Source organism: Actinomadura macra NBRC 14102 (assembly GCF_001552215.1).
Classification (GTDB): Bacteria; Actinomycetota; Actinomycetes; order Streptosporangiales; family Streptosporangiaceae; genus Spirillospora; species Spirillospora macra.
Genome location: NZ_BCQT01000003.1, coordinates 94,235 through 114,596, shown reverse-complemented (window position 1 = coordinate 114,596; position 20,362 = coordinate 94,235). Strand labels below are relative to the sequence as shown.

The 20,362-nt window shown below is 69.7% G+C and carries 20 protein-coding genes; 14 read left to right on the top strand and 6 right to left on the bottom strand.

What is annotated here, in order from left to right; genetic code table 11:
- Window positions 1–59 precede the first annotated feature (59 nt).
- From AMA02S_RS04215 to AMA02S_RS04155, 13 genes are all read left to right on the top strand, one after another.
- Complete coding sequence (locus tag AMA02S_RS04215) at window positions 60–386, top strand: PadR family transcriptional regulator (RefSeq protein WP_245667350.1); 327 nt, start codon at window positions 60–62, stop codon at window positions 384–386.
- A complete protein-coding gene (locus AMA02S_RS04210; protein ID WP_067451825.1) occupies window positions 386–1,201 on the top strand; it encodes a hypothetical protein in 816 nt (271 codons plus the stop codon). The genes AMA02S_RS04215 and AMA02S_RS04210 overlap by 1 nt, the downstream gene beginning before the upstream one ends.
- Window positions 1,198–1,473: a hypothetical protein gene (locus AMA02S_RS04205; protein ID WP_067451822.1), complete on the top strand. Its 276-nt coding sequence runs from the start codon at window positions 1,198–1,200 to the stop codon at window positions 1,471–1,473. Before AMA02S_RS04210 ends, AMA02S_RS04205 begins: the two co-directional genes overlap by 4 nt.
- 32 nt (window positions 1,474–1,505) lie before the next feature.
- Window positions 1,506–1,790 (top strand): NUDIX hydrolase, encoded by a 285-nt coding sequence (locus tag AMA02S_RS04200; RefSeq protein WP_067451819.1) that lies wholly within the window; start codon window positions 1,506–1,508, stop codon window positions 1,788–1,790.
- Window positions 1,791–2,100: 310 nt separating this feature from the next.
- Window positions 2,101–2,838, top strand: a complete 738-nt coding sequence (locus AMA02S_RS04195) for a maleylpyruvate isomerase family mycothiol-dependent enzyme (protein ID WP_067451816.1) — start codon at window positions 2,101–2,103, stop codon at window positions 2,836–2,838.
- An 89-nt stretch (window positions 2,839–2,927) separates the two neighbouring features.
- Entirely contained in the window at window positions 2,928–3,683 is a 756-nt protein-coding gene (locus AMA02S_RS04190; protein WP_067451813.1) for an SDR family oxidoreductase, read from the top strand.
- Window positions 3,684–4,058: 375 nt separating this feature from the next.
- The gene (locus AMA02S_RS04185; protein WP_067451810.1) at window positions 4,059–4,430 is read left to right on the top strand and encodes a DurN family substrate-assisted peptide maturase; all 372 of its coding nucleotides are present in this window, start codon (window positions 4,059–4,061) and stop codon (window positions 4,428–4,430) included.
- A 22-nt stretch (window positions 4,431–4,452) separates the two neighbouring features.
- Complete coding sequence (locus tag AMA02S_RS04180) at window positions 4,453–4,695, top strand: cinnamycin family lantibiotic (protein WP_067451807.1); 243 nt, start codon at window positions 4,453–4,455, stop codon at window positions 4,693–4,695.
- Window positions 4,696–4,781: 86 nt separating this feature from the next.
- On the top strand, window positions 4,782–8,024 hold the full coding sequence (locus AMA02S_RS04175; RefSeq protein WP_169806771.1) for a type 2 lanthipeptide synthetase LanM family protein: 3,243 nt from the start codon (window positions 4,782–4,784) through the stop codon (window positions 8,022–8,024).
- A gap of 3 nt (window positions 8,025–8,027) precedes the next feature.
- Window positions 8,028–8,924 carry a Nif11-like leader peptide family natural product precursor gene (locus tag AMA02S_RS04170; protein WP_067451800.1) on the top strand — a complete coding sequence of 299 codons (897 nt, stop codon included), beginning with the start codon at window positions 8,028–8,030 and terminating at the stop codon, window positions 8,922–8,924.
- The gene (locus AMA02S_RS43925; protein WP_067451797.1) at window positions 8,921–10,783 is read left to right on the top strand and encodes an ATP-binding cassette domain-containing protein; all 1,863 of its coding nucleotides are present in this window, start codon (window positions 8,921–8,923) and stop codon (window positions 10,781–10,783) included. The genes AMA02S_RS04170 and AMA02S_RS43925 overlap by 4 nt, the downstream gene beginning before the upstream one ends.
- A gap of 122 nt (window positions 10,784–10,905) precedes the next feature.
- Window positions 10,906–12,054, top strand: a complete 1,149-nt coding sequence (locus AMA02S_RS04160; protein ID WP_157430367.1) for a serine hydrolase domain-containing protein — start codon at window positions 10,906–10,908, stop codon at window positions 12,052–12,054.
- A 310-nt stretch (window positions 12,055–12,364) separates the two neighbouring features.
- Window positions 12,365–12,661: a hypothetical protein gene (locus AMA02S_RS04155; RefSeq protein ID WP_067451794.1), complete on the top strand. Its 297-nt coding sequence runs from the start codon at window positions 12,365–12,367 to the stop codon at window positions 12,659–12,661.
- Window positions 12,662–12,775: 114 nt separating this feature from the next.
- Here AMA02S_RS04155 and fahA read toward each other — a convergent pair whose 3' ends face one another.
- The 4 genes from fahA to AMA02S_RS04135 form a co-directional block, all read right to left on the bottom strand.
- A complete protein-coding gene (gene fahA / locus AMA02S_RS04150; RefSeq protein ID WP_067451791.1) occupies window positions 12,776–13,948 on the bottom strand; it encodes a fumarylacetoacetase in 1,173 nt (390 codons plus the stop codon).
- Window positions 13,949–13,953: 5 nt separating this feature from the next.
- Window positions 13,954–14,805 carry a hypothetical protein gene (locus AMA02S_RS04145; protein WP_157430366.1) on the bottom strand — a complete coding sequence of 284 codons (852 nt, stop codon included), beginning with the start codon at window positions 14,803–14,805 and terminating at the stop codon, window positions 13,954–13,956.
- Entirely contained in the window at window positions 14,802–15,992 is a 1,191-nt protein-coding gene (locus AMA02S_RS04140; RefSeq protein ID WP_067451788.1) for a homogentisate 1,2-dioxygenase, read from the bottom strand. Before AMA02S_RS04140 ends, AMA02S_RS04145 begins: the two co-directional genes overlap by 4 nt.
- Before the next feature lie 96 nt (window positions 15,993–16,088).
- Window positions 16,089–16,631, bottom strand: a complete 543-nt coding sequence (locus AMA02S_RS04135; protein WP_067451785.1) for a MarR family winged helix-turn-helix transcriptional regulator — start codon at window positions 16,629–16,631, stop codon at window positions 16,089–16,091.
- A 119-nt stretch (window positions 16,632–16,750) separates the two neighbouring features.
- Between AMA02S_RS04135 and AMA02S_RS04130 the strand changes: the two genes are divergently transcribed.
- The gene (locus AMA02S_RS04130) at window positions 16,751–18,484 is read left to right on the top strand and encodes a pyruvate dehydrogenase (RefSeq protein ID WP_067451782.1); all 1,734 of its coding nucleotides are present in this window, start codon (window positions 16,751–16,753) and stop codon (window positions 18,482–18,484) included.
- A 27-nt stretch (window positions 18,485–18,511) separates the two neighbouring features.
- Here the strand turns inward: AMA02S_RS04130 and AMA02S_RS04125 are convergent, their stop codons facing one another.
- Window positions 18,512–19,135: a TetR/AcrR family transcriptional regulator gene (locus AMA02S_RS04125; protein ID WP_067451779.1), complete on the bottom strand. Its 624-nt coding sequence runs from the start codon at window positions 19,133–19,135 to the stop codon at window positions 18,512–18,514.
- A gap of 144 nt (window positions 19,136–19,279) precedes the next feature.
- Window positions 19,280–19,690: an ATP-binding protein gene (locus AMA02S_RS04120; RefSeq protein ID WP_245667349.1), complete on the bottom strand. Its 411-nt coding sequence runs from the start codon at window positions 19,688–19,690 to the stop codon at window positions 19,280–19,282.
- Window positions 19,691–20,362: the final 672 nt, after the last annotated feature.

Genomic DNA, 20,362 nt, shown 5'->3' with positions numbered 1-20,362 from the left:
CCACACCTAGTTAGAGTTCAGATATGGACGAGGAGCCCGACCCTAGTTAGAGTTAAAGCGTGGCACTTCGGATGACATTGCAGACTCAGCTGGTGCTCCAAGCACTGCTGCGCGATCCCGCCCGCGAACTCTACGGACGCGAACTCTCGCAACTGACCGGCCTGATGCCCGGCACCACCCACCCGATCCTGCTGCGGCTGGAGACCGAGGGGTGGGTCACGTCCCACAAGGAGGACATCGACCCCCACGTGGAGAAGCGGCCCGCCCGCCGGTACTACCGGCTCACCGCCAACGGCGCGGCGCAGGCCAGTGCCGCCCTGGCCGGCGCCCGCCGCCCTCGCGGAGCGGCCCTGCGCGGCCTGACCGAGGGCGGTGCGGCCCTCTGATGACGCTCTCCAACATCGGTCTTCGGAAGATCCTCAGACACTCGGGACACGGACTCGGCGCCATCGTCTTAGTCAGCTACGTCAGCGCCCTGCTGGGCGCTCTCACCGGCATCGCGATCGACGCCGCCGACCTCGACGGCGTCGACACCGGCTCGGTCTCGGATCAGTTCAACATCGTCGGCCAGTGGGGCCTGGTGGGCCTGATGACGGGCGGCGCGGTCTGCCTCGGCGTGTTCGCCTCCGCCCTCCTCTCCACGCGCTTCCTCAGCAGGTTGACCAGGATCTTCGAACGCGCCAGCGGCGCGCTGATCGTCCTCGCGATCCAGAGCGGCGGCTGGATCGCCCTCGGCACCTTCTTGATCGTCACGGACGTGGCGGACGGGATCGGCGAGACCCTCTTCGGCAACATCCTCGTCCTGGTCCTCGTGAGTGTCTACGCGGCTGTCGCGATGGGCGTCATCACCGGCCTGCTCGCCGTGCTCGCCCTGCTCATCGGTGTCCTGGGCCATGTCGTGACCGGCTTCTTCAGCTCGTCCCTCAGTCGCGGAAGGTCACGGCCGGAACAGCACGATCTCGCCCGCCGCGCGGACGTTCCCTGGTCGATCCGGGCCGCCGCGACGCTCATGCCACCCGGCTCCGGACGCCGGTGGCGCGACGACTTCACCGAGGCCCGGTACGACTACGAGCCCGACCAGCACCCGAAACTGCTGCACGACTTCCTCCTCCATGCCCCGGCCGCCACAACCTGGGCCTGGATCGCCACCCTCCAACGCCGCGTCCCCGGCGCCGGCGACTCACCGGGACGGCAACGATGACCACTCCCACCGAAGTCAAGCCCACCGGTGGCACGCCCAGCCGACGTCCCCCCTTCGGCCTGGCCGCCACCATCCTGGCCATCCCCTCAGGGGTCGCCTTCATCAACCCCGACCTCGCCGTCATCCTCGCCAGCGCCGAACTCGCCCTCCTGCTCACCGTCCTGCTGACCGCCGTCTTCGCCCCGGGCACCGTCAGCGAACGCGCCTTCCGCCTGCTGCGCTGGATGACCGGCCACCCCGAGCCGACCCAGCACACCGGCCCTGGCACATGAGGACGGGCCCGGCCCGCGCGAGGTACCACCCGGTGATCGGACGGCTCCTCGTCACCGACTGGGCCCCCGACAGCGTCGAGGGCGACAAGGTGCTCTTTCTCTTCGACGGCGGCACGCTCACGAACGGCCAACTCGACGCCATCCACCTCGCCCCGGATGAACTGCTGGGCTACCGCTTCCACGACATCGCCCAGATCCACGATCTGACCATCTCCCGATTGGCCCGCCGACTCGTCCACGCCCACACCGCCCATCTCGTCGGCGGCAGCCACTACCTTGAGCACGGCACACGACTTGAAGAGGCGGACGGGCCCTAGTTCATCGCAAGTCGAGTCAATGTCGCGTGGGACGGCGGTGTCCACGCAGTCATTCTGGATACCATGGTCAGTGCCGGACTTCGTCGTTCCGGGATCGGCCCGAGTTGGTCGCCGCAGCTGCCAGCGGAGCCCGGGCCGCTCAATACGAATGGCTGCACGTCGATTTCGACGACGACTTGCGGGCGTTCTACTTCTACGCCTGAGGATTCAGCCGACGAACGCGGGACTCATCGCACTCTGCCCGGACGCACGCGGTCACGAAACACCGAACTCAGCGATTCTGCGCCTCGGGCGGCGCGACAATCACCGCATGACCCCAGGGCTTCAACCAGGCTTTGATCCTCCCGCGCTTCTCCGCCGGATCGTCGCCGCGACCGAGTACCTGATCACCACCACCAGCGGTCTCGACGACGAGGCCATGCGCGCGCCGTCCCTGTTGCCGGGCTGGACGCGAGGACATGTGCTGAGCCATCTGGCCCGCAACGCCGACGGCGGCACTCGGCTGCTGACCTGGGCTTGGACGGGCGAGCCCGCGCAGGAGTATCCGAGCCTGGCGGCACGGGCGGCGCAGATCGAAGCGGGTGCCGGCCGAACCGCCGCCGAACTGGTCGGCGACGTTCGCGACAGCGCCGACGGATTCGCGACCGAATACTCGCGCATGCCCGACGACGCCTGGCAGCACATTGTCCAATGGACGGCCGGGCAAGAACATCCCGCCGCCCGGATCGCGGACGCACGGCTCTGCGAGGTACTCGTCCATCACGTCGATCTCCGGGTCGGGCCAGCCCCGGACGATTGGCCCGGTGACTTCGTCGCTGACGAACTCGATGTCGTCACGGTGGCCTTGGACAAGCGCGTGGACTCACCCGCCATGCGGTTGCACGCCACCGACACCAACGCCCGGTATGACATATCCATAAACGACGACGCCCCGATGATCCGGGGTCGTCAAGCATCACTGCTCGCGTGGCTCATGGGCCGCTCGGCCGGCGGCGACCTCGCCGCCGACAATGGCGGGCCCCTGCCGACTCCGCCCTTCCTCTACTGACAGCCGAGGCCGGCTCCAGGGCCCGTCAAGGTTTCCCGTCACACGTCCCGACCCTGTGTCGTCCTCCTGATGAGGGAAGGAGACCGGATATGAGGATCGCAGTAGCAGGAGCAACCGGGATGATCGGCCGTCGTCTCGTCGAGGTGCTCAGGGCCAGGGGACATGACGTGGTCGCGCTGTCGCGTTCCGGCGGAGTGGACGTCGCCACCGGGGACGGCCTGGACGCGGCCCTGAAGGGTGTGGAGTGCGTCGTCGACGTGACCAACTCGGGGACGATCGAACAGAGCGAGGCCACGGAGTTCTTCACCGCCGTGGCACGGAACCTGCATGAGGCCGGCGAGCGGGCCGGTGTCGGGCGGTTGGTGGTGCTGTCCATCCTGGGCGTCGACCGGTTCACCGCCGGATACATGGCGGCCAAGGCCGCCCAGGAGCGGGCCGTGCTGGCGGGCCCGCTCCCGGTGCATGTGCTCCGGGCGGCGCAGTTCCACGAGTTCGCCGCGCAGACCCTCCAGTGGGGCAGGCAGGGCGAGGTGAGCTACGTCCCGCGGATGCGCGTCCAGCCGGTGGCGGCCGAGGCGGTCGCCCTGGCCCTCGCCGATCTCGCCGCCGAGCCGAGCCGAGCCGGCGCCGCGCCGATCTCGGAGATCGCCGGGCCGCGGGAGGAGCGGCTCGACGACATGGCCGCGCGGCTCGCCGCCCGGCGCGGGGACCCGGCGCGTGTCGAAGGTGTGGAGGACCCGGCCGACCCGGACCGTGACCTGGTCAAGGGCGGTGCCCTATTGCCCGGAACGGGCACCGTCCTCGCCGGTCCGACGTTCGAGGAGTGGCTCGGCACGGCGTCCTGAGGACAGGCCCCCGTGCTGGGCGGGGCGGGGGCGGTCGCCGGCCGGTGAGGCGGCATGGGTCTCCATGCCGCCGTGAAACGCTGCCCGTTTCGGAACAGAAGCCGGGCGTTTGTGCATGCACCGTCGGTACAAATCAGGCCACAAAAGGCTTCCCGGTCAACGACTTATCCACGTATTAGCCGGTATCGAGGAATCAGTTCGCTTTGTCGTCGAGTCATTGACCCCACCCAAAGCCGCCCGCTAAAGTCACTCAGAGTATAGGATCGCTCACGCATTGTCCTCGACATGTTCATCCCGGCTGTCGCACAACCGGTCTTCGACTCCGACGGACGAGAACGAGCCGGCCGACCACGACAAACACAAGGAGGACGAGCCATGAGAACCGGCCCCAAGCCGCTCAGCGATCTGACGAAGCACAAGGGCATCGAGACCGTTCGCCAGATCCAGAGCCTGATGATCCTGTGTTCGATACTGCCACCGGACGGGAAAATGCGCGAGATGCTCAAGCTCGCGCTCGACATTCGCAACGAGGAATTTCCGGCCGATATCGGGCCGATACGCGACCTTCATCCTCAGGCCACCAAGACCTGGCTCGAACACTACTGGACCCGAACCGACATATCCGCCAAGGAAAGAGAGTTGATCGACTGGCAGACCGACAAGCAGAAAATGGACATCGCCGTCGAAGAACTTCAGAAGGCCGAGCAGCAGCTCGGCATCAGACTGGCTCCCCAGACAGTCGATTAAGAACATCTCACCAGGAGGAAAAATGTCACCGAGCACCATTCTTCGCCACGCCGCCGCCGATGCGGACTTCCGCACCGAACTGCTCGCCGGAGCGGGCCGCTACGGCGTGTCTGCCGCCACCGTCCCGGCCGCGGTCGAGCAGCAGGACACCGCATCGCTGAGCTACTGGACCGAGGGGATCGCGGCCGTCGACGCCTACGCCTGCGCGTCGACCTGCAGCTCGGGTCCATTCACCTTCGCCTGCGACGGAAGCACCAAGGCTTAGGACAACCCCGCTGAGGAGTCCCGGTCCCCGCGCCGGGACGAGCGGAAGCACGGATGGGCCGATGCCATCGGCCCATCATCCGCCCTTTGGACGCAGCCGAGGAGCCCGCCCGCGTGAAGCCGACCTATCCCGTGGACCTCGCGGCCCGAGCCGCCAACCTCTCGGAACGAATCCAGATCGTGACCAGCCTGGGCCCGCCCGACGCCGCGAAGCAGCTGGAGGGCTTCGACATCTGGAAGATCGACCAATTGGCCGCCAAGCTGGCCGCCAAGTTCAACGCCGAGACCAGCCCGCGCCCCGGGCGGACCCGGCACACCGAGCAGTCGCTGGGCGAGCTCCTACGGACCTACCGCCAGCACGAGATCGGCCTCAGCGAGCCCGGCAGCAGACTGGGCCGGATGCTGACAGACCTCCACGTTGACTGGCTACCCGCCTATCGGGACGCGCTGGACGGTTTCGACCGTGCCGACGGCGAATCCGCGGCGGGGGACTGGCGCGACGACGACGTCTACTACGGCCGGCTCGCCATCGCCTGCGAGCCCTTCCTGGTCGACCTCGGCCGCCGGCTGATCCGGGCGATCGACGACGGCGCGTCTGCGGTCCGCGTCTCCCCCCGGCTGGTGACCGACTTCCAGGACCATCTGCTCGACCGGTTCGAGCTGGCACTGGCCTGGGCCGTGGAGGCCGACGCGAAGGTGCACTGCCAGCTGCACGACATCGATCCGGCGAGCGCGACCCGCGAGGACTATCGCGCCTATCTCGACAAGACGTTCGCCGATGCCGGCGCCTATCACCGCTTCTACTTGGAGTTCCCCCTCCTCGGCCGCTTCCTCGCCCACGCCACCGGGCTCCTCGCCGAGCACGGCGCCGAGATGATCACCCGGCTCCGCGACGACGCCGCCGAGCTGTCCGAGGTCCTCTTCGGGCAGCCGGTCACGACGGTGCGCACCGCCCGGCTCGGCCGTTCGGATCACCATGCCGGGGGCCGCAGCGTCGCGATAGTCGAGGTCGAGCTGGCGGACGGCGCGCACGAGTGCGTGGTCTACAAGCCGCGTGGTCTGGAGGGCGAGGTCGCCCTGCAAGGGCTGCTGGCACGGCTCCGCGACGACGGCGTCCTCGGCTACGCCGAACGGGTCGTGCTCCCCAAGGACGGCTACGGCTTCGAGGCGCTGATCCCACCAGGACGCAACCGGGTCACCACCCGGGAGCAGGCCGAGCACGTCTACTCCGAGCTCGGCGGCTACCTGGCGATCTTCTATGTGCTGGGCGGCGGCGACCTGCACTTCGAGAACGTCCTCATCGCCGACGGCCACGCCTTCATCTGCGACTGCGAAACGGTGCTCGGGGCCTTGCCCAAAGGCCACCCCCGTGCATCAGGCACTCTGATGGACTCGGTCTTCAAGACCGGCCTGATCGAATGGCCGCGGGGCGGCGCGGCGTCGGAGGGCGAGATGCGGCTCAGCGGCTACACGGGCGGCGGCGGCTACGAGATGCCCATGCCGGTGCCCCAGGTCGACCGGCGGCAGTCCTTCGAGTCCCGCGTCACGCACCGCGAAGGGGTGCACGTCGACCCGGGGGCCGCCAACCGGGTGTTCATCGGTGACGAACTGACCCACGCCGAGGACTTCGCCGATGCCATCGGATCCGGGTTCGACCAGGTCTACCGGTGGTTCCAGCAGCGGCCTGACGAGGCGATCACGTGCGTCTCCACGCTGTTCACCGGTTCCAGCGTCCGTTTCATCAACTGGAGCACCCAGGTCTACGCGCAGCTGCTGGCGGCGGCCCGGCACCCCCGGTGCCTGCTGGAGCCGCTGGAGGTCGACCTGCTGGTCAACACCGTGCGTACCTTCCCGCGCAAATGGGACCAGGACGCGGCCCTCCCCGACTGGGAACTGGTGTCCATGTGGCGCCAGGACGTGCCGCTGTTCACCGTCGAGGCCGGCGGCACCGGACTCGTCCACGACCACCGATCCGCCGTCCAGGCCGAGCTTGAAATGAGCCCGCTCGCCTACGCCGCCTCCCGGATCAGGGGCCTGTCATCTCAGAACCGGTCCCAGCAGCGCCAGTACATCGCCGCCGGGCTGTCCGGCGGCGACGTCACGAGCCCCGACTTCGCCGCCACCTGCGTCGAGCGGGCGGCCGGGCTCGGCGAGTTGCTGTGCGCAATGCTCCGTGAGCCGGACGCACCGGCCCCCTGGACGTCCTTCATGATTTCCGGCGACGGACGCGAAGAGGTCGACATCGAGGGCGAGCTGTACAACGGCTCGGGCGGCATCGCACTGTTCCTGGCCTACCTCGACGCCCTCGAACCGCGCCCGGAGTTCCGCGCGGCCGCGCGGCGGGCGCTGGAGCACGCCGCCACGTTCGACCGGAGGCGCATCGGCGCCTTCTCCGGGCTCGGCGGCATGATCTACCTCCTCACGCACCTGCACCACCTGTGGGGCGAGCGCGCCCTGCTCGACCGCGCCCTCGAACTGAGCGACGAGCTGACCGACCGCATCGACCGCGACAAGCACCTGGACGTCTTCCACGGTGTGGCCGGCCTCATCCCGGTGCTCATCGGCCTCGCCGAGGTGGCAGACGGCCAGGGCCTGGAGCTGGCGCACCGGTGCGCCGAGCATCTGCTGCGCCGCGCGGAGGCCAACGGCAACGCCCTCTCCTGGCCGGGCTCCGACCTCGGTGCCGCCGGGGCCAACCTGACCGGGCTGTCCCACGGTGCGGGTGGCGGCGGCTGGGTGTTGATCATGCTGGGCGTGCTCACCGACCGGCCCGAGTACGTCGCGGCCGGGCGGCGCGCCTTCGCCTACGAGTCCCGCCACTTCGACGAGAGCGCACAGGACTGGTACGACCTTCGCGAATTTCCGGGCGGACCACTGTGGCGGGGCCGCCACTACGCCAACGCCTGGTGCAACGGCGCGTCGGGCATCGGGCTGAGCCGCATCCAGAGCTGGGCCCTGCTCGGCAAGGGCGACGACGCGCTGCTGACCGAGGCGAGGCAGGCGCTGACGGCGACGATGCGCAACTTCCCGCGCCTGATGAACGACTCGCTCTGCCATGGCCGGTCGGGCAACGCCGAACTGTTCCTGCGGTTCGCACTGCTGGCCGACGAGCCGGCCTTCCGCCTGGAGGCCAACGTCCAGGTGCAGGCGCAGTGGCGCAACCTTGAGGACGCCCCGCTGGCGTCCACCAGCGGCTTCTTCCCCGGGCTGATGCTTGGTCTGTCCGGCTTCGGAATGCATTTTCTGCGGCTGGCCCATCCTGAGCGGGTCCCCTCGGTGCTGCTCCTGGACGCTCCACCGGCACCAACGTCAACCCGAGGAGTGATGTGACACATGTCCGTTGAGGCCTGCGCGGCCTTCCTGCAGATCACCCAGAGCGACGCCCAGGTCAGGCAGCAACTGAAGGCCATGACCGCGGTCGCGGAGATGATCCGCCTCGGCCGGGCGCACGGCTACCACTTCGACGGCCGGGACCTGGCGGTGGCGTCCTCCTCCCCGGACCTCGCCGCGACCGCACCCGCACCGCCGGTGCCGCCAGCACCGCCCGCGACCGAGCCGACCGTGTTCTACCACCACGAGTTCGACATGGACCAGATCCCCGGTTTCGCCGCGGTCATCGACGAACTGCCGGCTTTGAAGATCAAGCCGCCCACGGTCGACCTGGCGCGTTTCGACGAGGGGTTCCGCGTGGAGGACCTGCGCTCCACCTCGATGGTCCCGGACAGCACCGAGCACCGCCGGTGGCGCGCTGGGCTGGGCACCCGGGCCGACCCGCCGCACAGGCCCGACTTCCACCTCGTCAACCTCGACGACCACGTCGAGCACGCCGGCTACGACACCTACTACGCGGCCAAGACCCGGCTGGTCGGCGCGCTGGAGAAGGTGTTCAGCGGCGAGGTCAGGCTGTCCGGGAGCATGTGGTACCCGCCGTCGAGCTACCGGTTGTGGCACACCAACGAGGAGCAGCCGGGCTGGCGGATGTACCTGATCGACTTCGACGAGGACTTCGCCGACCCCGAGCACACCTCCTTCTTCCGCTACCAGCACCCCGAGACCCGCGAGCTGATCACGCTGCCGGAACGGCCCAGGCTGGCGCGGTTCTTCAAAGTCGAACAGGACCCGGACCGGCTGTTCTGGCACTGCATCGTCAACCCGACGCGCCGGCACCGGTGGAGCTTCGGCTGCAACGTCCCCGACACCTGGTTCGACGACATCGCGGTCCGGTCGTGAGCGTCCAGCCGGACGCCGCCACCGAGCCGGCCGAACCCGCCGTGGCGACGCCCGCGATCAGGGCGACCGGCCTGCGCAAGCGGTACCCCGGCGTCGACGCGGTGGACGGGCTCGACCTGACGATCGCCCCCGGTGAGAGCTTCGGGTTCCTCGGGCCCAACGGGGCGGGCAAGACCACCACGATCGCGATGCTGTGCACGCTGGCGGTGCCCACGTCCGGCCGGATCGAGATCGCCGGCCATGACACGCGGACGGACGCCGCGGCGGCGCGCCGCCGGATCGGATTGATCTTCCAGGAGACCACCCTGGACGGCCAGCTGACCGCGGCGGAGAACCTGCGCTTCCACGCCGACCTGTACAACGTCCCGGCGGAGCGGGTCCCGGCGCGCATCGAGGAGACGCTCGCGCTGGTCGGGCTGACCGACTGCCGCGATCAGGTGGTTCACACCTTCTCCGGCGGCATGCGCCGCCGCCTGGAGATCGCCCGGGCGCTGCTGCACCGCCCGCAGATCCTGTTCCTGGACGAGCCGACGATCGGGCTGGACCCGAACGCGCGCGCCCAGGTCTGGCGCCACCTGCGGCATGTCTGCGAGAACGAGGCGGTCACCCTCTTCCTGACCACGCACTACCTCGAAGAGGCCGAGCAGTGCGACCGCATCGCGATCATCGACGCGGGCCGCGTCGTCGCGCAGGGCAGCCCCGCCGAGCTGAAATCGGTGCTGGGCGCCGACCGGGTCGACCTGCGCACCGGCGACGACGCGGCGGCGGCACTGCTGATCGGCGAACGACTCGGCCTGGACGTGACCCGCGGCGGCCGGGGGCTGTACTTCCAGGTCCCCGACGGGGCACGGGTGCTGCCTCGGCTCCTCACCGAGCTCGACGTCCCCGTGTACGAGGCGCGGGTCACCTCCCCCACCCTGGACGACGTCTTCCTGCACCACACCGGGCACCGGATCCGCGACGACGCCCCGTTAGAACCGCCCAGCGCGCCGGACGCGCCGGACGCCGCGTCCCGGGCGGTGCGAGTGGCGGCGGAGTCCGAACCCGGCAGGGGCGGGCTGCGGGCGGAACTGCGCGCCATGGGCATGGTGTGGCGGCGCGAGATGCTCCATTTCAGGCGGGACCGTCTCGGAGCCGTCATCTCCCTGATCCAGCCGCTGATGTTCCTGTTCATCCTCGGCGTCGGCCTGGCGAACCTGATGCCCGGCCCGAGCGGGGACGCCTACCAGCTCTTTCTCTTCTCGGGGGCGTTGGTGGCGGCCGCGCAGGGACCCGCACTCGCCGCCGGGAGCTCGATCATGTGGGACCGGCAGGGCGGCTTCCTGCGCGAAATGCTCGCCGGGCCTGTGAGCCGCAGCTCGCTGCTGGTCGGGAAGTGCCTGGGCGGGACGACGTTGGCCACCTGCCAGGGCGGCATCCTGCTCACCACCGCCGGGCTGGTCGGCGCCCCCCTCGACGGCGTCCTGGTCCTGCTGCTGCTGGGCGAACTGGTGCTGGTCTCGCTGACCATGACCATCCTGAGCGTGCTGCTGTCCACCCTCATCAGCCGTCCACAGACCTTCGGTACGGTACTCACGGTCATCATGGCGCCGCTGGTGTTCCTGTCCGGCTCGTTCTTCCCGCTCAGCGCGATGCCCCCGTGGATGGCGGTGCCTGCGCTGGCCAACCCGCTCACCTACGCGGTGGACATGATGCGCCGCACCGTCACGGCCTATGCGCCGGGAACCCCGTCCCAGCTGTTCCGGCCGCTGAGCCTGGGGCCGTGGCATCCGCCCGTCCTGTTCGAATGCGGCCTGCTGGCCGCGCTCACGGCCGGCGGCCTGATCTGGGCGGCCCGCCGCTTCTCCCGCCTCGCCTGACCCGGCGCGATTCGGGGTGTTGCCAGGTACACCCGATGCTCGGGGCCTGGGCCCAGTGCCGCCGGCGTGACGCTCCGCGAGTGTTGATCACGCCAACGTCGCGAGCCGTCGAGGAGAACCCCATGTCGCGCATCCCGGCCCTGTCCGCCGTCGCCATCGCCGCCGCCGGCGCGGCGCTCGTCCTCACCGCCGTCGCGCCCCCCGCGAACGCCGCGGTCCCCACGAACGCCGCGGCCCCGGCGAACGCCCCGTCACACCGCGGGGCCGTCCAGAAGGCGGCGGACCAGCTCGTCGCGGACGGGGTGCCGGGCACGATCGTCATGACCCGCCGGGGCGGGCACGTCGCGCACGTGACGTCCGGCGTGTCCGACAAGGCGACGGGCCGCCCGATGGACCACCGGCTGCTCTTCCGCGCCGCCAGCGTCACCAAGTCGTTCACCTCGACAGTCGTGCTCCAACTCGCCGGCGAACGGCGCCTGTCGCTCGACGACACGGTGGAGAAGTGGCTGCCCAGGGTCGTGCGGGGCAACGACAACGACGGCTCGAAGATCACCATCCGGCAGTTGCTCGCGCAGCAGACAGGGCTGCACGACTACACGCTCGACCCGCGCGTCATGCAGGATCCCGAGCGCACCTGGGCCAAGGCCGAGCTGGTCGCCATCGCCATGGAGACAGCGCCGAAGTACGAACCCGGTCACGGCTGGAACTACTCCAACACCAACTACATCCTCGCCGACATGCTCGTCGAGAAGGTGACGGGACGGACGCTCGGCGCCGAACTCAAGGACCGGATCTTCGTCCCGTTGCGGCTGCGGCACACGTCCTTCCCGACGACGAGCCGCGCGTTCCCCGGCCCCTACGTCCATGGATACTTCGGCGGCCATGGGGACGTGAGCACGGCGATCAGCCCGTCCAGCGCTCGCGGGTCCGGCGGCATCATCTCCAGGGTCGACGACCTGGCGCGCTTCCACCGGGCGCTGTTCACCGGGCGGCTCCTGCCCGCGCGGGAGATGCGCGAGCTCACGACCGTCCGTCCGGTGGTGGACGAGTGGGTCGAGGAGGACTACGGCCTCGGCGTCGCCCGGATCAGGTTCTCGTGCGGGGACGCGTGGGGCCACGACGGCGGCTTCCCCGGCTACCGGACGTGGACCTACACCAGCGCGGACGGTCGCCGCCAAGCCGTCATCACCTACAACGAGTCCGGTGTGGAGAACGACAAGCGCTTCCAGACGGACCTCAAGAAGGCGGCCGACACCGCCTTCTGTTCATGAGCGAACCTCCTCGCCGGGCCTCGCCCCCATTCCCCTCGGAGTGGGGGCGTCGCCCTGTGCCGGATGTGCGACCGGCGATGCTGCACCGACGACGCGGTATGCCCCGTCGGCCAGGCCGAACGCGATGCGTGGACGGTGTGACCGGCGTCCTGCTGGCCCTGGCGTCGGCGAGCCACGGCGACATGAGCGTGGTCGTCCCGGTCAGCGCGGTCGGCGGCGTCGCGCTGCCGGTCGTCGCCGGTGTCCTGCTGCTCGGCGATCGCCCCTCGGCGCTCGCATGGACCGGCATCGCGGTGGTGCTGCCCGCGCTGTGGCTGGTGTCCCGGTCGCGTTCGGACGAGCAGGGCAGGGCCCGCGCGGCGCTCCTCAACGGGCTGGTCGCGGGGGCCGGCAGGCGACCGGGAGCCTCGCGGCGCTGGCACTGGTCTGCTACCTGCTGGCCACCCGTGAGCAGCTCATCATCATCGTGGTCGTCCTGTCGTCGCTGTACCCCGTCGTCCCGGTCCTGCTCGGCGTCACCGCGCTACGCGAACGGCTGTCGGCTGCACAGGCGGCGGGCCTCGCAGGCGCCGCCCTCTCGGTCGTCCTGCTCACCGCGACCGCCTAGACCTTCGTCGCCCAGACCAGCCGCCGCGCCGAACGCTACCGACTGTCAACCCCGCTGCCTCACCGTTGTGGCGCGGTGAACGCGCAACATCCATGGCATCCAGGCGGGGAATGCTCAGATCGCGGGGAGGATGCGGGCGTGAACCTCGCCGAAACCGATCCGGGTGCCGGACGAGCCGGGTGCGGTGGCGGAGATGGTCACCTCGTCACCGTCCTCCAGAAACGTGCGAGACTCGCCGTTGACCTCGACAGGCTCCTTGCCGCCCCAGGTCAGCTCGATGAACGCGCCCCGCTGGCCCTTCTCCCCGCCCGATACCGTCCCGGAGCCGAACAGGTCCCCGGTACGGGTGGACGCGCCGTTCACCGTCATGTGCGCGAGCATCTGCGCGGGTGACCAGTACATCTCCCGGTACGGCGGACGGGAGACGACCTGGCCGTTCCACTCGACGACCAGGTCGAGGTCCAGGCCCCATGGGTTCTTCTCCCGCAGATAGGGGAGCGGCTCCGGATCCTGGGGTGGAGTGGCGACGCGGGCGGATTCCAAGGCGAGCAGTGGGACGACCCAAGGGGAGATGGACGTCGCGAAGCTCTTGCCTAGGAACGGCCCGAGCGGGACGTACTCCCATGCCTGGATGTCGCGTGCTGACCAGTCGTTGAGCAGCACGGCGCCGAAGACGTGTTCGGAGAAGTCGTCGACGCCCACCGCGGTGCCCATGCGCGAGCCGGCCCCGACGATGAAGCCGACCTCGGCCTCGATGTCCAGGCGCCGGCTCGGCCCGTAGGACGGGACGGTATCGGACGGTGCCTTGCGCTGCCCGCTCGGCCGGACGATGTCCGTCCCGGACACGACGACCGTCCCGGCGCGCCCGTGGTAGCCGACGGGCAGGTGCTTCCAGTTCGGCATGAGCGGTTCGGAGTCCGGGCGGAACAGGCGGCCGATGTTGGACGCGTGGTGCTCGGAGGCGTAGAAGTCGACGTAGTCGGCGACCTCGATGGGCAGGTGCATCCGTACCGTCCCGACCGGATGGACGGCCGACCCCGGCACGTCGCCCGCGAGCAGGGCGATGAGCCGGTCGCGCACCTCCACCCAGCGTTCGCGGCCCTGTGCCATGAACGCGTTCAGGCTCGGGCGCGCGAAGACGTCCTCGCCGAGCGCCGCGGCCAGGTCGACCACGGTGTTGGCGACCCGGACGCCGACGCGCGGCGCCGTGCCCGGGGTGGAGAAGACGCCGTAAGGCAGGTTGGACAACCCGAAGGGGGAACCTTCGGGGATAGCTATACGTGTCATACGGGTTATACGCCTTCCTCGAAGAACTCGTGCGAGAGCAATCCCAGGCCCACGAGATCGCCCAAAGGCTCGCTGATACTGCACGTCCCGAAGGACAGGAACGCCGCGCGGATCTCTTCTGCCCGGTCGGCCAGCTCGGAGATGCACGCCGCGGCGAACAGGGCGTCGCGGTGGTCGAGGATCCCGGCCAGGTCGCGGGCCGGGCGGCCGTCCAACGCCGCCTCGGTGGCCAGGATGAGGTTCAGGTAACCGTGCTGGTCGAAGCCCGTCTCCCGGGCGGTGTGCCGGACGGGGTTGTGCAGCCCGGCGGTCGCCTTGAACGGGACCCCCGCCACCACGGTGGCCTTGATCGCGGCTGCCAGCTCGGCCACGGACGGGTGGAGGTCGGCCGTGACACCGCCGGTGCGGAACTTCGCGCGGTGGCCGGTCGCGGCGAGCGTATTGATGATCGCGCGGTGGCGCTCGTCCCGCGGCACCTCGACGTAGACGGGGACCTCCTCGCGTCCCGCGCGGGCGCGGTCCAGGGCGCGGAAGAAGTCGGTGGGGGCCATCCCGGCGGGGACGGCGACCTCCAGCCAGCGCAGGTCGACCGGCAGCCCGGCGGCGGCGATGAGCGCGTCGGCGACCTGGGCGGGTCCGCCGGGAGCGGTCACCGCCAGGTCCATCTTCTCGGTCAGCAGCGGGCCGAGGGCGTCCAGCGCGGTCGCGGGCAGCACGAACGGGCCGACGAGGGGGCCGTAGGCGGCGCGGCGGTGCCGGTGGTGGGCCGGGACGGCGGCGGCGAGCGGCGCGAGGCCGGGCGGGAAGACGGAGGCGTCATCGCACAGGCCGGCGAACAGAGCGGGGAACTCGTTCACGACCGCCTCGCCCACGTCCAGGCGTAGCCGGGATCCTCGCAGGCCAGACCGCCTTCCCCCAGCTCCAGCGGGCGGAAGGTGTCGACCATGACGGCCAGCTCGTCGAAGAACTCGGCACCGATACTGCGCTCGTACGCGCCGGGCTGCGGGCCGTGCGCGAGCCCACCGGGGTGGACCGAGACCGAGCCCTGCCCGATCCCCGAGCCCTTGCGGGCCTCGTAGTCGCCGCCACAATAGAACATGACCTCGTCGGAATCCACGTTGGAGTGGTAGTAGGGCACGGGAATGGACAGCGGGTGATAGTCCACCTTGCGTGGGACGAAATTGCACACGACGAAGTTGTGCCCTTCGAAGACTTGGTGAACCGGCGGCGGCTGGTGGACGCGGCCGGTGATCGGCTCGAAGTCGTGCACGCTGAAGGCGTAGGGGTACAGGCAGCCGTCCCAGCCGACGACGTCGAACGGGTGCCGCGCGTAGGTGAGCCGGGTCCCGGTGACGCCGCCGGGGCCGCGATGCTTGACCAGCACGTCCACGTCGGAGCCCTCCATCTGGAGGGGGTTCCCGGGGCCGCGCAGGTCGCGCTCGCAGTAGGGGGCGTTCTCTAGAAACTGCCCGAAACGCGACAGATACCGCTTGGGCGGCGCGATATGGCCGGTCGCCTCGACGACGTACGCGCGGAGCGGCTCGCCGCCGGTGGGCAGCCAGCGATGGGTCGTGGACGTCGGGACGACGACATAGTCGCCCTCCTTCGCCTCCAAAGCCCCGAAGACCGTCTCGACGGTCGCGGCACCGGACTCGACATAGACGATCTCGTCGCCGGTCGCGTTACGGTACAGCGGCGAGTCGCCGGAGGTGACGACATAGGAGAGGCGGACGTCGGCGTTGCCGAGGACGAGCCGCCGCCCGGTGACCGCGTCCGTCTCGTCCCAGGTCTCCTTGGGGAACAACTCGTGCAGTTTAAGATGGCGGGGCTTGAGCGGATGGTTGGGCGTGGTCACCGCTTCCGGGATCTCCCACGGCCGGGAGTCGACGATCGCGGACGGGATCTCACGGTGATAGAGCAGGGACGAGTCCGAGGAGAAACCCTCTTCGCCCATCAACTCCTCGAAATAGAGCCGCTCCGCGCCGTCCCTGTGCTGGGTATGCCGCTTCGGCGGCACGTCGCCGGCCCGGCGGTAGTGGGCCATGGCCCTCGCCTCCCGAAATGATAAACGCGTGTATTACTTTTGGCCGACACTACGGGGGTTCGAGGATTCAGGGAAGTGGGGGGTCCGGGGAGAGTCTCAGCTCCGCTCGCGAACGTCGAACTGGACGCGGCCCACGATGAGCTTGTCGAGCAGCATGATGAGGATGTCCTGCTCGGTCTCGGTCAGCACGCTCGCCCACTGCCGCTCGCGCTCGTTCTGGGCGGCGAAGATCTCCAGCATGGCGCGGCCGCCCTTTTCGGTCAGCGACAGGATCACCGAGCGGCCGTCGCGCTTGCCCCGGGTGCGGACCATCATCCCGTCCGCGACCAGCGTCTTGGCCAGATTGGACACCGCGGCCCTGCTCATTCCGGCGAGCGTTGCGGCCCGTCCCGGCTCCAGTGGCCCGGCGAGCCAGGTGACGAACAACAATCGGAACGCCGCCCAGGAGTGCCCGCGCGGCCGGTGCACCGTGGACTCCAGGTCGTAGGTGACGATCGCCGAAGCCCGGTTGAGGGTCAGCAACAGCCGTGTGGCGAGGCGGTGAGGGAATCCGAACTCCTCCGAGAGCCGCGCGCCGGCGAGATCGACGAACGACCAGAAATCCAGCTCCTCACCGCCGCTCGCCCCGCCGTCTCCCATGGGCGACACCTTAGCGTCGGGCCGGAATTGGTTGGTTCATGGATTGATTATCGTCCGGGTGTCAGCACGACGATCATCGGGCATCTCCCCTTGGAACGATCTCGGGATGTGGGGGGACGATGGCGACCGTCGCCGATCAGTTCATCGAGGTGCTGCGACAGGTCGGCGTCCGCCGGATCTACGGGGTGGTGGGCGACAGCCTCAACCCGGTCGTGGACGCCGTCCGCCGTGCGGGCGGCATCGAGTGGGTGCACGTCCGCAACGAGGAGGCGGGCGCTTTCGCGGCGGCGGCCGAGGCCCAGACCACCGGACGGCTCGCGGTGTGCGCGGGAAGTTGCGGCCCCGGCAACACCCATCTGATCCAGGGCCTGTACGACGCGCACCGCTCGGGGGCGCCGGTGCTCGCGCTGGCCTCGCAGATTCCGAGCACGCAGATCGGCACCGGCTACTTCCAGGAGACCCACCCCGAGCGGCTGTTCACCGAGTGCAGCCACTACTGCGAGATGATCAACGGTCCGGCGCAGATGCCGCGGATCCTGCGCACCGCGATCCAGCACGCGGTCGGGCTCGGCGGCGTCGCGGTCGTGACGCTGCCCGGAGACATCGCCAGCAAGGACGCCGCCGGGCCCACCGGCGACCACGACCTGCTCGTCCGCAAGGGCGTCGTGCACCCGCCGCCCGACCAGGTAGCCCAGCTCGCGGGCGCGCTGAACCGGGCGCGCAAGGTGATGCTGTTCTGCGGCTCCGGGGTCAGGGACGCCCACGGCGAGGTGATGGCGCTGGCCCACGAGGTGCTGTCACCGGTCGGGCACGCACTGCGCGGCAAGGAGTGGATCCAGTACGACAACCCGTTCGACGTCGGCATGAGCGGCTTGCTCGGCTACGGCGCCTGTTACGAGGCGATGCAAGAGGCCGATCTCGTCCTGCTGCTCGGTACCGACTTCCCGTACGACCCTTTCCTGCCGGGCAAGAACACCATCCAAGTGGACACCGACCCCGCCCGGCTGGGTCGTCGTACCCCGCTGGACCTGGCCGTCCATGGGGACATTGGGGTGACGCTCCGACTCGTCCTGGAAAAGGTCGAGCAGAAGAATGACCACGCCTACCTCGACGAGATGCTGCACCGGCACGCGCGCGCTCTGGAAGGCGTCGTCTCCGCCTACACACGCGACATAGACCGGCACATGCCGATCCACCCCGAGTACGTCGCGAGCGTCCTGGACGACCTTGCCGCCGACGACGCGATCTTCACCGTCGACACCGGCATGTGCAACGTCTGGGTGGCCCGCTACATCACCCCGAACGGGCGCCGCCGCGTGCTGGGCTCGTTCGTCCACGGGTCGATGGCGAACGCCCTGCCGCACGCGATCGGCGCGCAGTACGGGGCTCCCGGCCGCCAGGTCATCTCCGTCTCCGGCGACGGCGGCCTCGGGATGCTCCTCGGCGAGTTGCTCACGGTGAAGCTCCACCGCGTCCCCGTGAAGATCATCCTGTTCAACAACGCGTCGCTCGGCATGGTGCGGCTGGAGATGATGGTGGACGGCCTCCCCTCCTACGAGACCGACCACGAGGCCGTCGACTTCGCCGCGATCGCCGAAGCCGCCGGGATCGACTCAGCCCGGGTGGAACGTCCCGCCGACGTCCGCTCCGCGCTGTCGCGGGCCCTCGCCGCCCCCGGGCCCTACCTGCTGGACGTCGTCACCGACCCGAACGCCCTGTCCATCCCCCCGCACATCACGTCGCAACAGGTCAAGGGTTTCGCGCTGGCCGCGGGCAAGACCGTCCTCACCGGCGGCGTGGGCAAGATGCTCGACCTCGCCCGCAGCAACCTCCGCAACATCCCCCGGAGATGAGCACCGGCAGGGGCCGACGAGCGGGTGTCACCTGAAGGGGCTCGCCATCTCCTCGAAGAGCTCGTCGGCCACCTCGCCGAGGGGCCGGGGCGGCTGATTGTCGATCCAGATGTGCGCCGCCAGACGAAGCGTGCTGATGAAGGCGCCCGCCATGGCACGCGAGCGCAGCGAACCGGACGGGAGGCCGTCACGGTCGGCGATCAGGTCGGCGAGGCTGCGCTCGAACGTGGCGTAGTGGCCGAGCTGCCGCGCCAGGACGGACGGATGGGCGCGGGCCAGACGCGCCTGCGCGGCCCACTGCGGATCGGGTTCGCCCTGCTCGGCGAGCAGGACGTGGAACGAGGCACGCAGCGCCGCCCACGCGCTCTCTCCGGCCGGACGGGACGCGAAGGTCTCCACCAGCCGGCGCATCCGCTGCTCGTCGCTGTAGAGGAGCGCGTCCTCCTTGCCGGCGAAGTAGTTGGAGAAGGTGCGCCGGGAGACACCGGCCGCGTCGGCGATGGCCTCCACGGTGACCTCGTCCAAGCCGTGTTCGACCGCGAGGCGCATGGCGGCCTCATGCAGGGCCCGGCGCGTCGCCTCCTTCTTGCGCTCGCGCAGCCCACCGGTCGTCGTCTCCCCGGTCGTTGTCTCGCCGGTCGTCGTCGCCATGGTTCGCCCACCCTACCCACACTGAGCAGGTGCGCAGCAGGAAACTTTGCGCACGAAAATAGGGGCTGGTCACAGCCACGATGCGGACGCCGGGGCCGATGCAGGTGAAGGGCAAGCGCGGCGCCGGCGCGCGACCGAGGAGTTCTAGAGCTCGGCCAGGCGAGCGCCGGCGGCGTCCACTTCGAACCACAGCTGGGTGCGGCGGGGCGTCTGGTCCAGGCCCCACTCCTCCGCCAGCGCATCGATGACGGTGAGTCCGCGCCCGTGGTCGATGCGGCGGCGGCGGTGCACGTCGTCGCGGGCCGGGCCGTCGTCGGCGACCTCCACCCGCAGCCGCCGTCCGTCCGTCGAGACCGTCACCCTGATCACCCCGGAGCCGTGCAGGATGGCGTTGGCGATGGCCTCGGCGCTCATCAGCTCCACGTCGTCCAGCAACGTCGTGTCGGCCACGATCTTGGCTGCGCGCTCACGGACGGTACGGCGCGCCCGGCGCCCCTCCCCCGGGTCGGCGGTGAAGCCGAGCGGCTCACCGAGCCGCTCCATCCCCGCGCTCACGAGGCTGCCCGCCGCGAGGCGCCGCGGTCGCGGGAGCCGAGGTCCGTCGTGCCGAGTGTCACTGCATCACCACACAAGGTTCGGAAGCGCATCGCGACCACTCACCTGCGGTGAGTGATCAGGCAATGCACTGGACGGCTGGGTCTTGACCTTTCGGAGCCGGGGGCGGCCCGTACACCGGCCAGCCGGGGCGCGCGGCGGGCCGGACCTGAGGACGGCTTCGGCGGTGTTCGAGGGCTTACAAGTCCGCTTGTGGCGGAGCCTACGGTATGACTTAACGGTCCATCCGCGGATTGTGACAAAAGTAAACACCAGGCCACTGATTGCTCATCCGCGGCGCGTTCGCCACTGCTCACGGGTCACATGAGTAACCCATATTCTCCACCCACCGGGCTCGATTCGCTGGACGGTCCCCATCGGTCACCGTCCGTTTCATCAGCGTTTTTCGCCCGGTGGGCGGAGATGGCAGCGCCACCGCCCGGGTCATGCCGCCGACTGACGATCATGTCAGTCTTGGGTCACACCGACCGAGAGAGCCCGCGTTGCGCGATCCGCGCCCGGCCTGCCAGATGTGGCACCAACTCGAACCCGTCCACGCCTTTTTCTGGTACTCGCCCGACGTGTTCCTCGAAGCCGAGCCCCTGGGCCACAGAACGGACACGCGTTGGCCCA

What these genes read in the sequence shown, in the direction of transcription:
- AMA02S_RS04210 (WP_067451825.1), top strand. Translation starts at nt 386, where the DNA reads ATGACGCTCTCCAACATCGGTCTTCGGAAGATCCTCAGACACTCGGGA.
- AMA02S_RS04205 (WP_067451822.1), top strand. Translation starts at nt 1,198, where the DNA reads ATGACCACTCCCACCGAAGTCAAGCCCACCGGTGGCACGCCCAGCCGA.
- AMA02S_RS04195 (WP_067451816.1), top strand. Translation starts at nt 2,101, where the DNA reads ATGACCCCAGGGCTTCAACCAGGCTTTGATCCTCCCGCGCTTCTCCGC.
- AMA02S_RS04190 (WP_067451813.1), top strand. Translation starts at nt 2,928, where the DNA reads ATGAGGATCGCAGTAGCAGGAGCAACCGGGATGATCGGCCGTCGTCTC.
- AMA02S_RS04185 (WP_067451810.1), top strand. Translation starts at nt 4,059, where the DNA reads ATGAGAACCGGCCCCAAGCCGCTCAGCGATCTGACGAAGCACAAGGGC.
- AMA02S_RS04180 (WP_067451807.1), top strand. Translation starts at nt 4,453, where the DNA reads ATGTCACCGAGCACCATTCTTCGCCACGCCGCCGCCGATGCGGACTTC.
- AMA02S_RS04170 (WP_067451800.1), top strand. Translation starts at nt 8,028, where the DNA reads ATGTCCGTTGAGGCCTGCGCGGCCTTCCTGCAGATCACCCAGAGCGAC.
- AMA02S_RS04160 (WP_157430367.1), top strand. Translation starts at nt 10,906, where the DNA reads ATGTCGCGCATCCCGGCCCTGTCCGCCGTCGCCATCGCCGCCGCCGGC.
- fahA (WP_067451791.1), bottom strand. Translation starts at nt 13,948, where the DNA reads ATGACACGTATAGCTATCCCCGAAGGTTCCCCCTTCGGGTTGTCCAAC.
- AMA02S_RS04140 (WP_067451788.1), bottom strand. Translation starts at nt 15,992, where the DNA reads ATGGCCCACTACCGCCGGGCCGGCGACGTGCCGCCGAAGCGGCATACC.
- AMA02S_RS04135 (WP_067451785.1), bottom strand. Translation starts at nt 16,631, where the DNA reads ATGGGAGACGGCGGGGCGAGCGGCGGTGAGGAGCTGGATTTCTGGTCG.
- AMA02S_RS04130 (WP_067451782.1), top strand. Translation starts at nt 16,751, where the DNA reads ATGGCGACCGTCGCCGATCAGTTCATCGAGGTGCTGCGACAGGTCGGC.
- AMA02S_RS04125 (WP_067451779.1), bottom strand. Translation starts at nt 19,135, where the DNA reads ATGGCGACGACGACCGGCGAGACAACGACCGGGGAGACGACGACCGGT.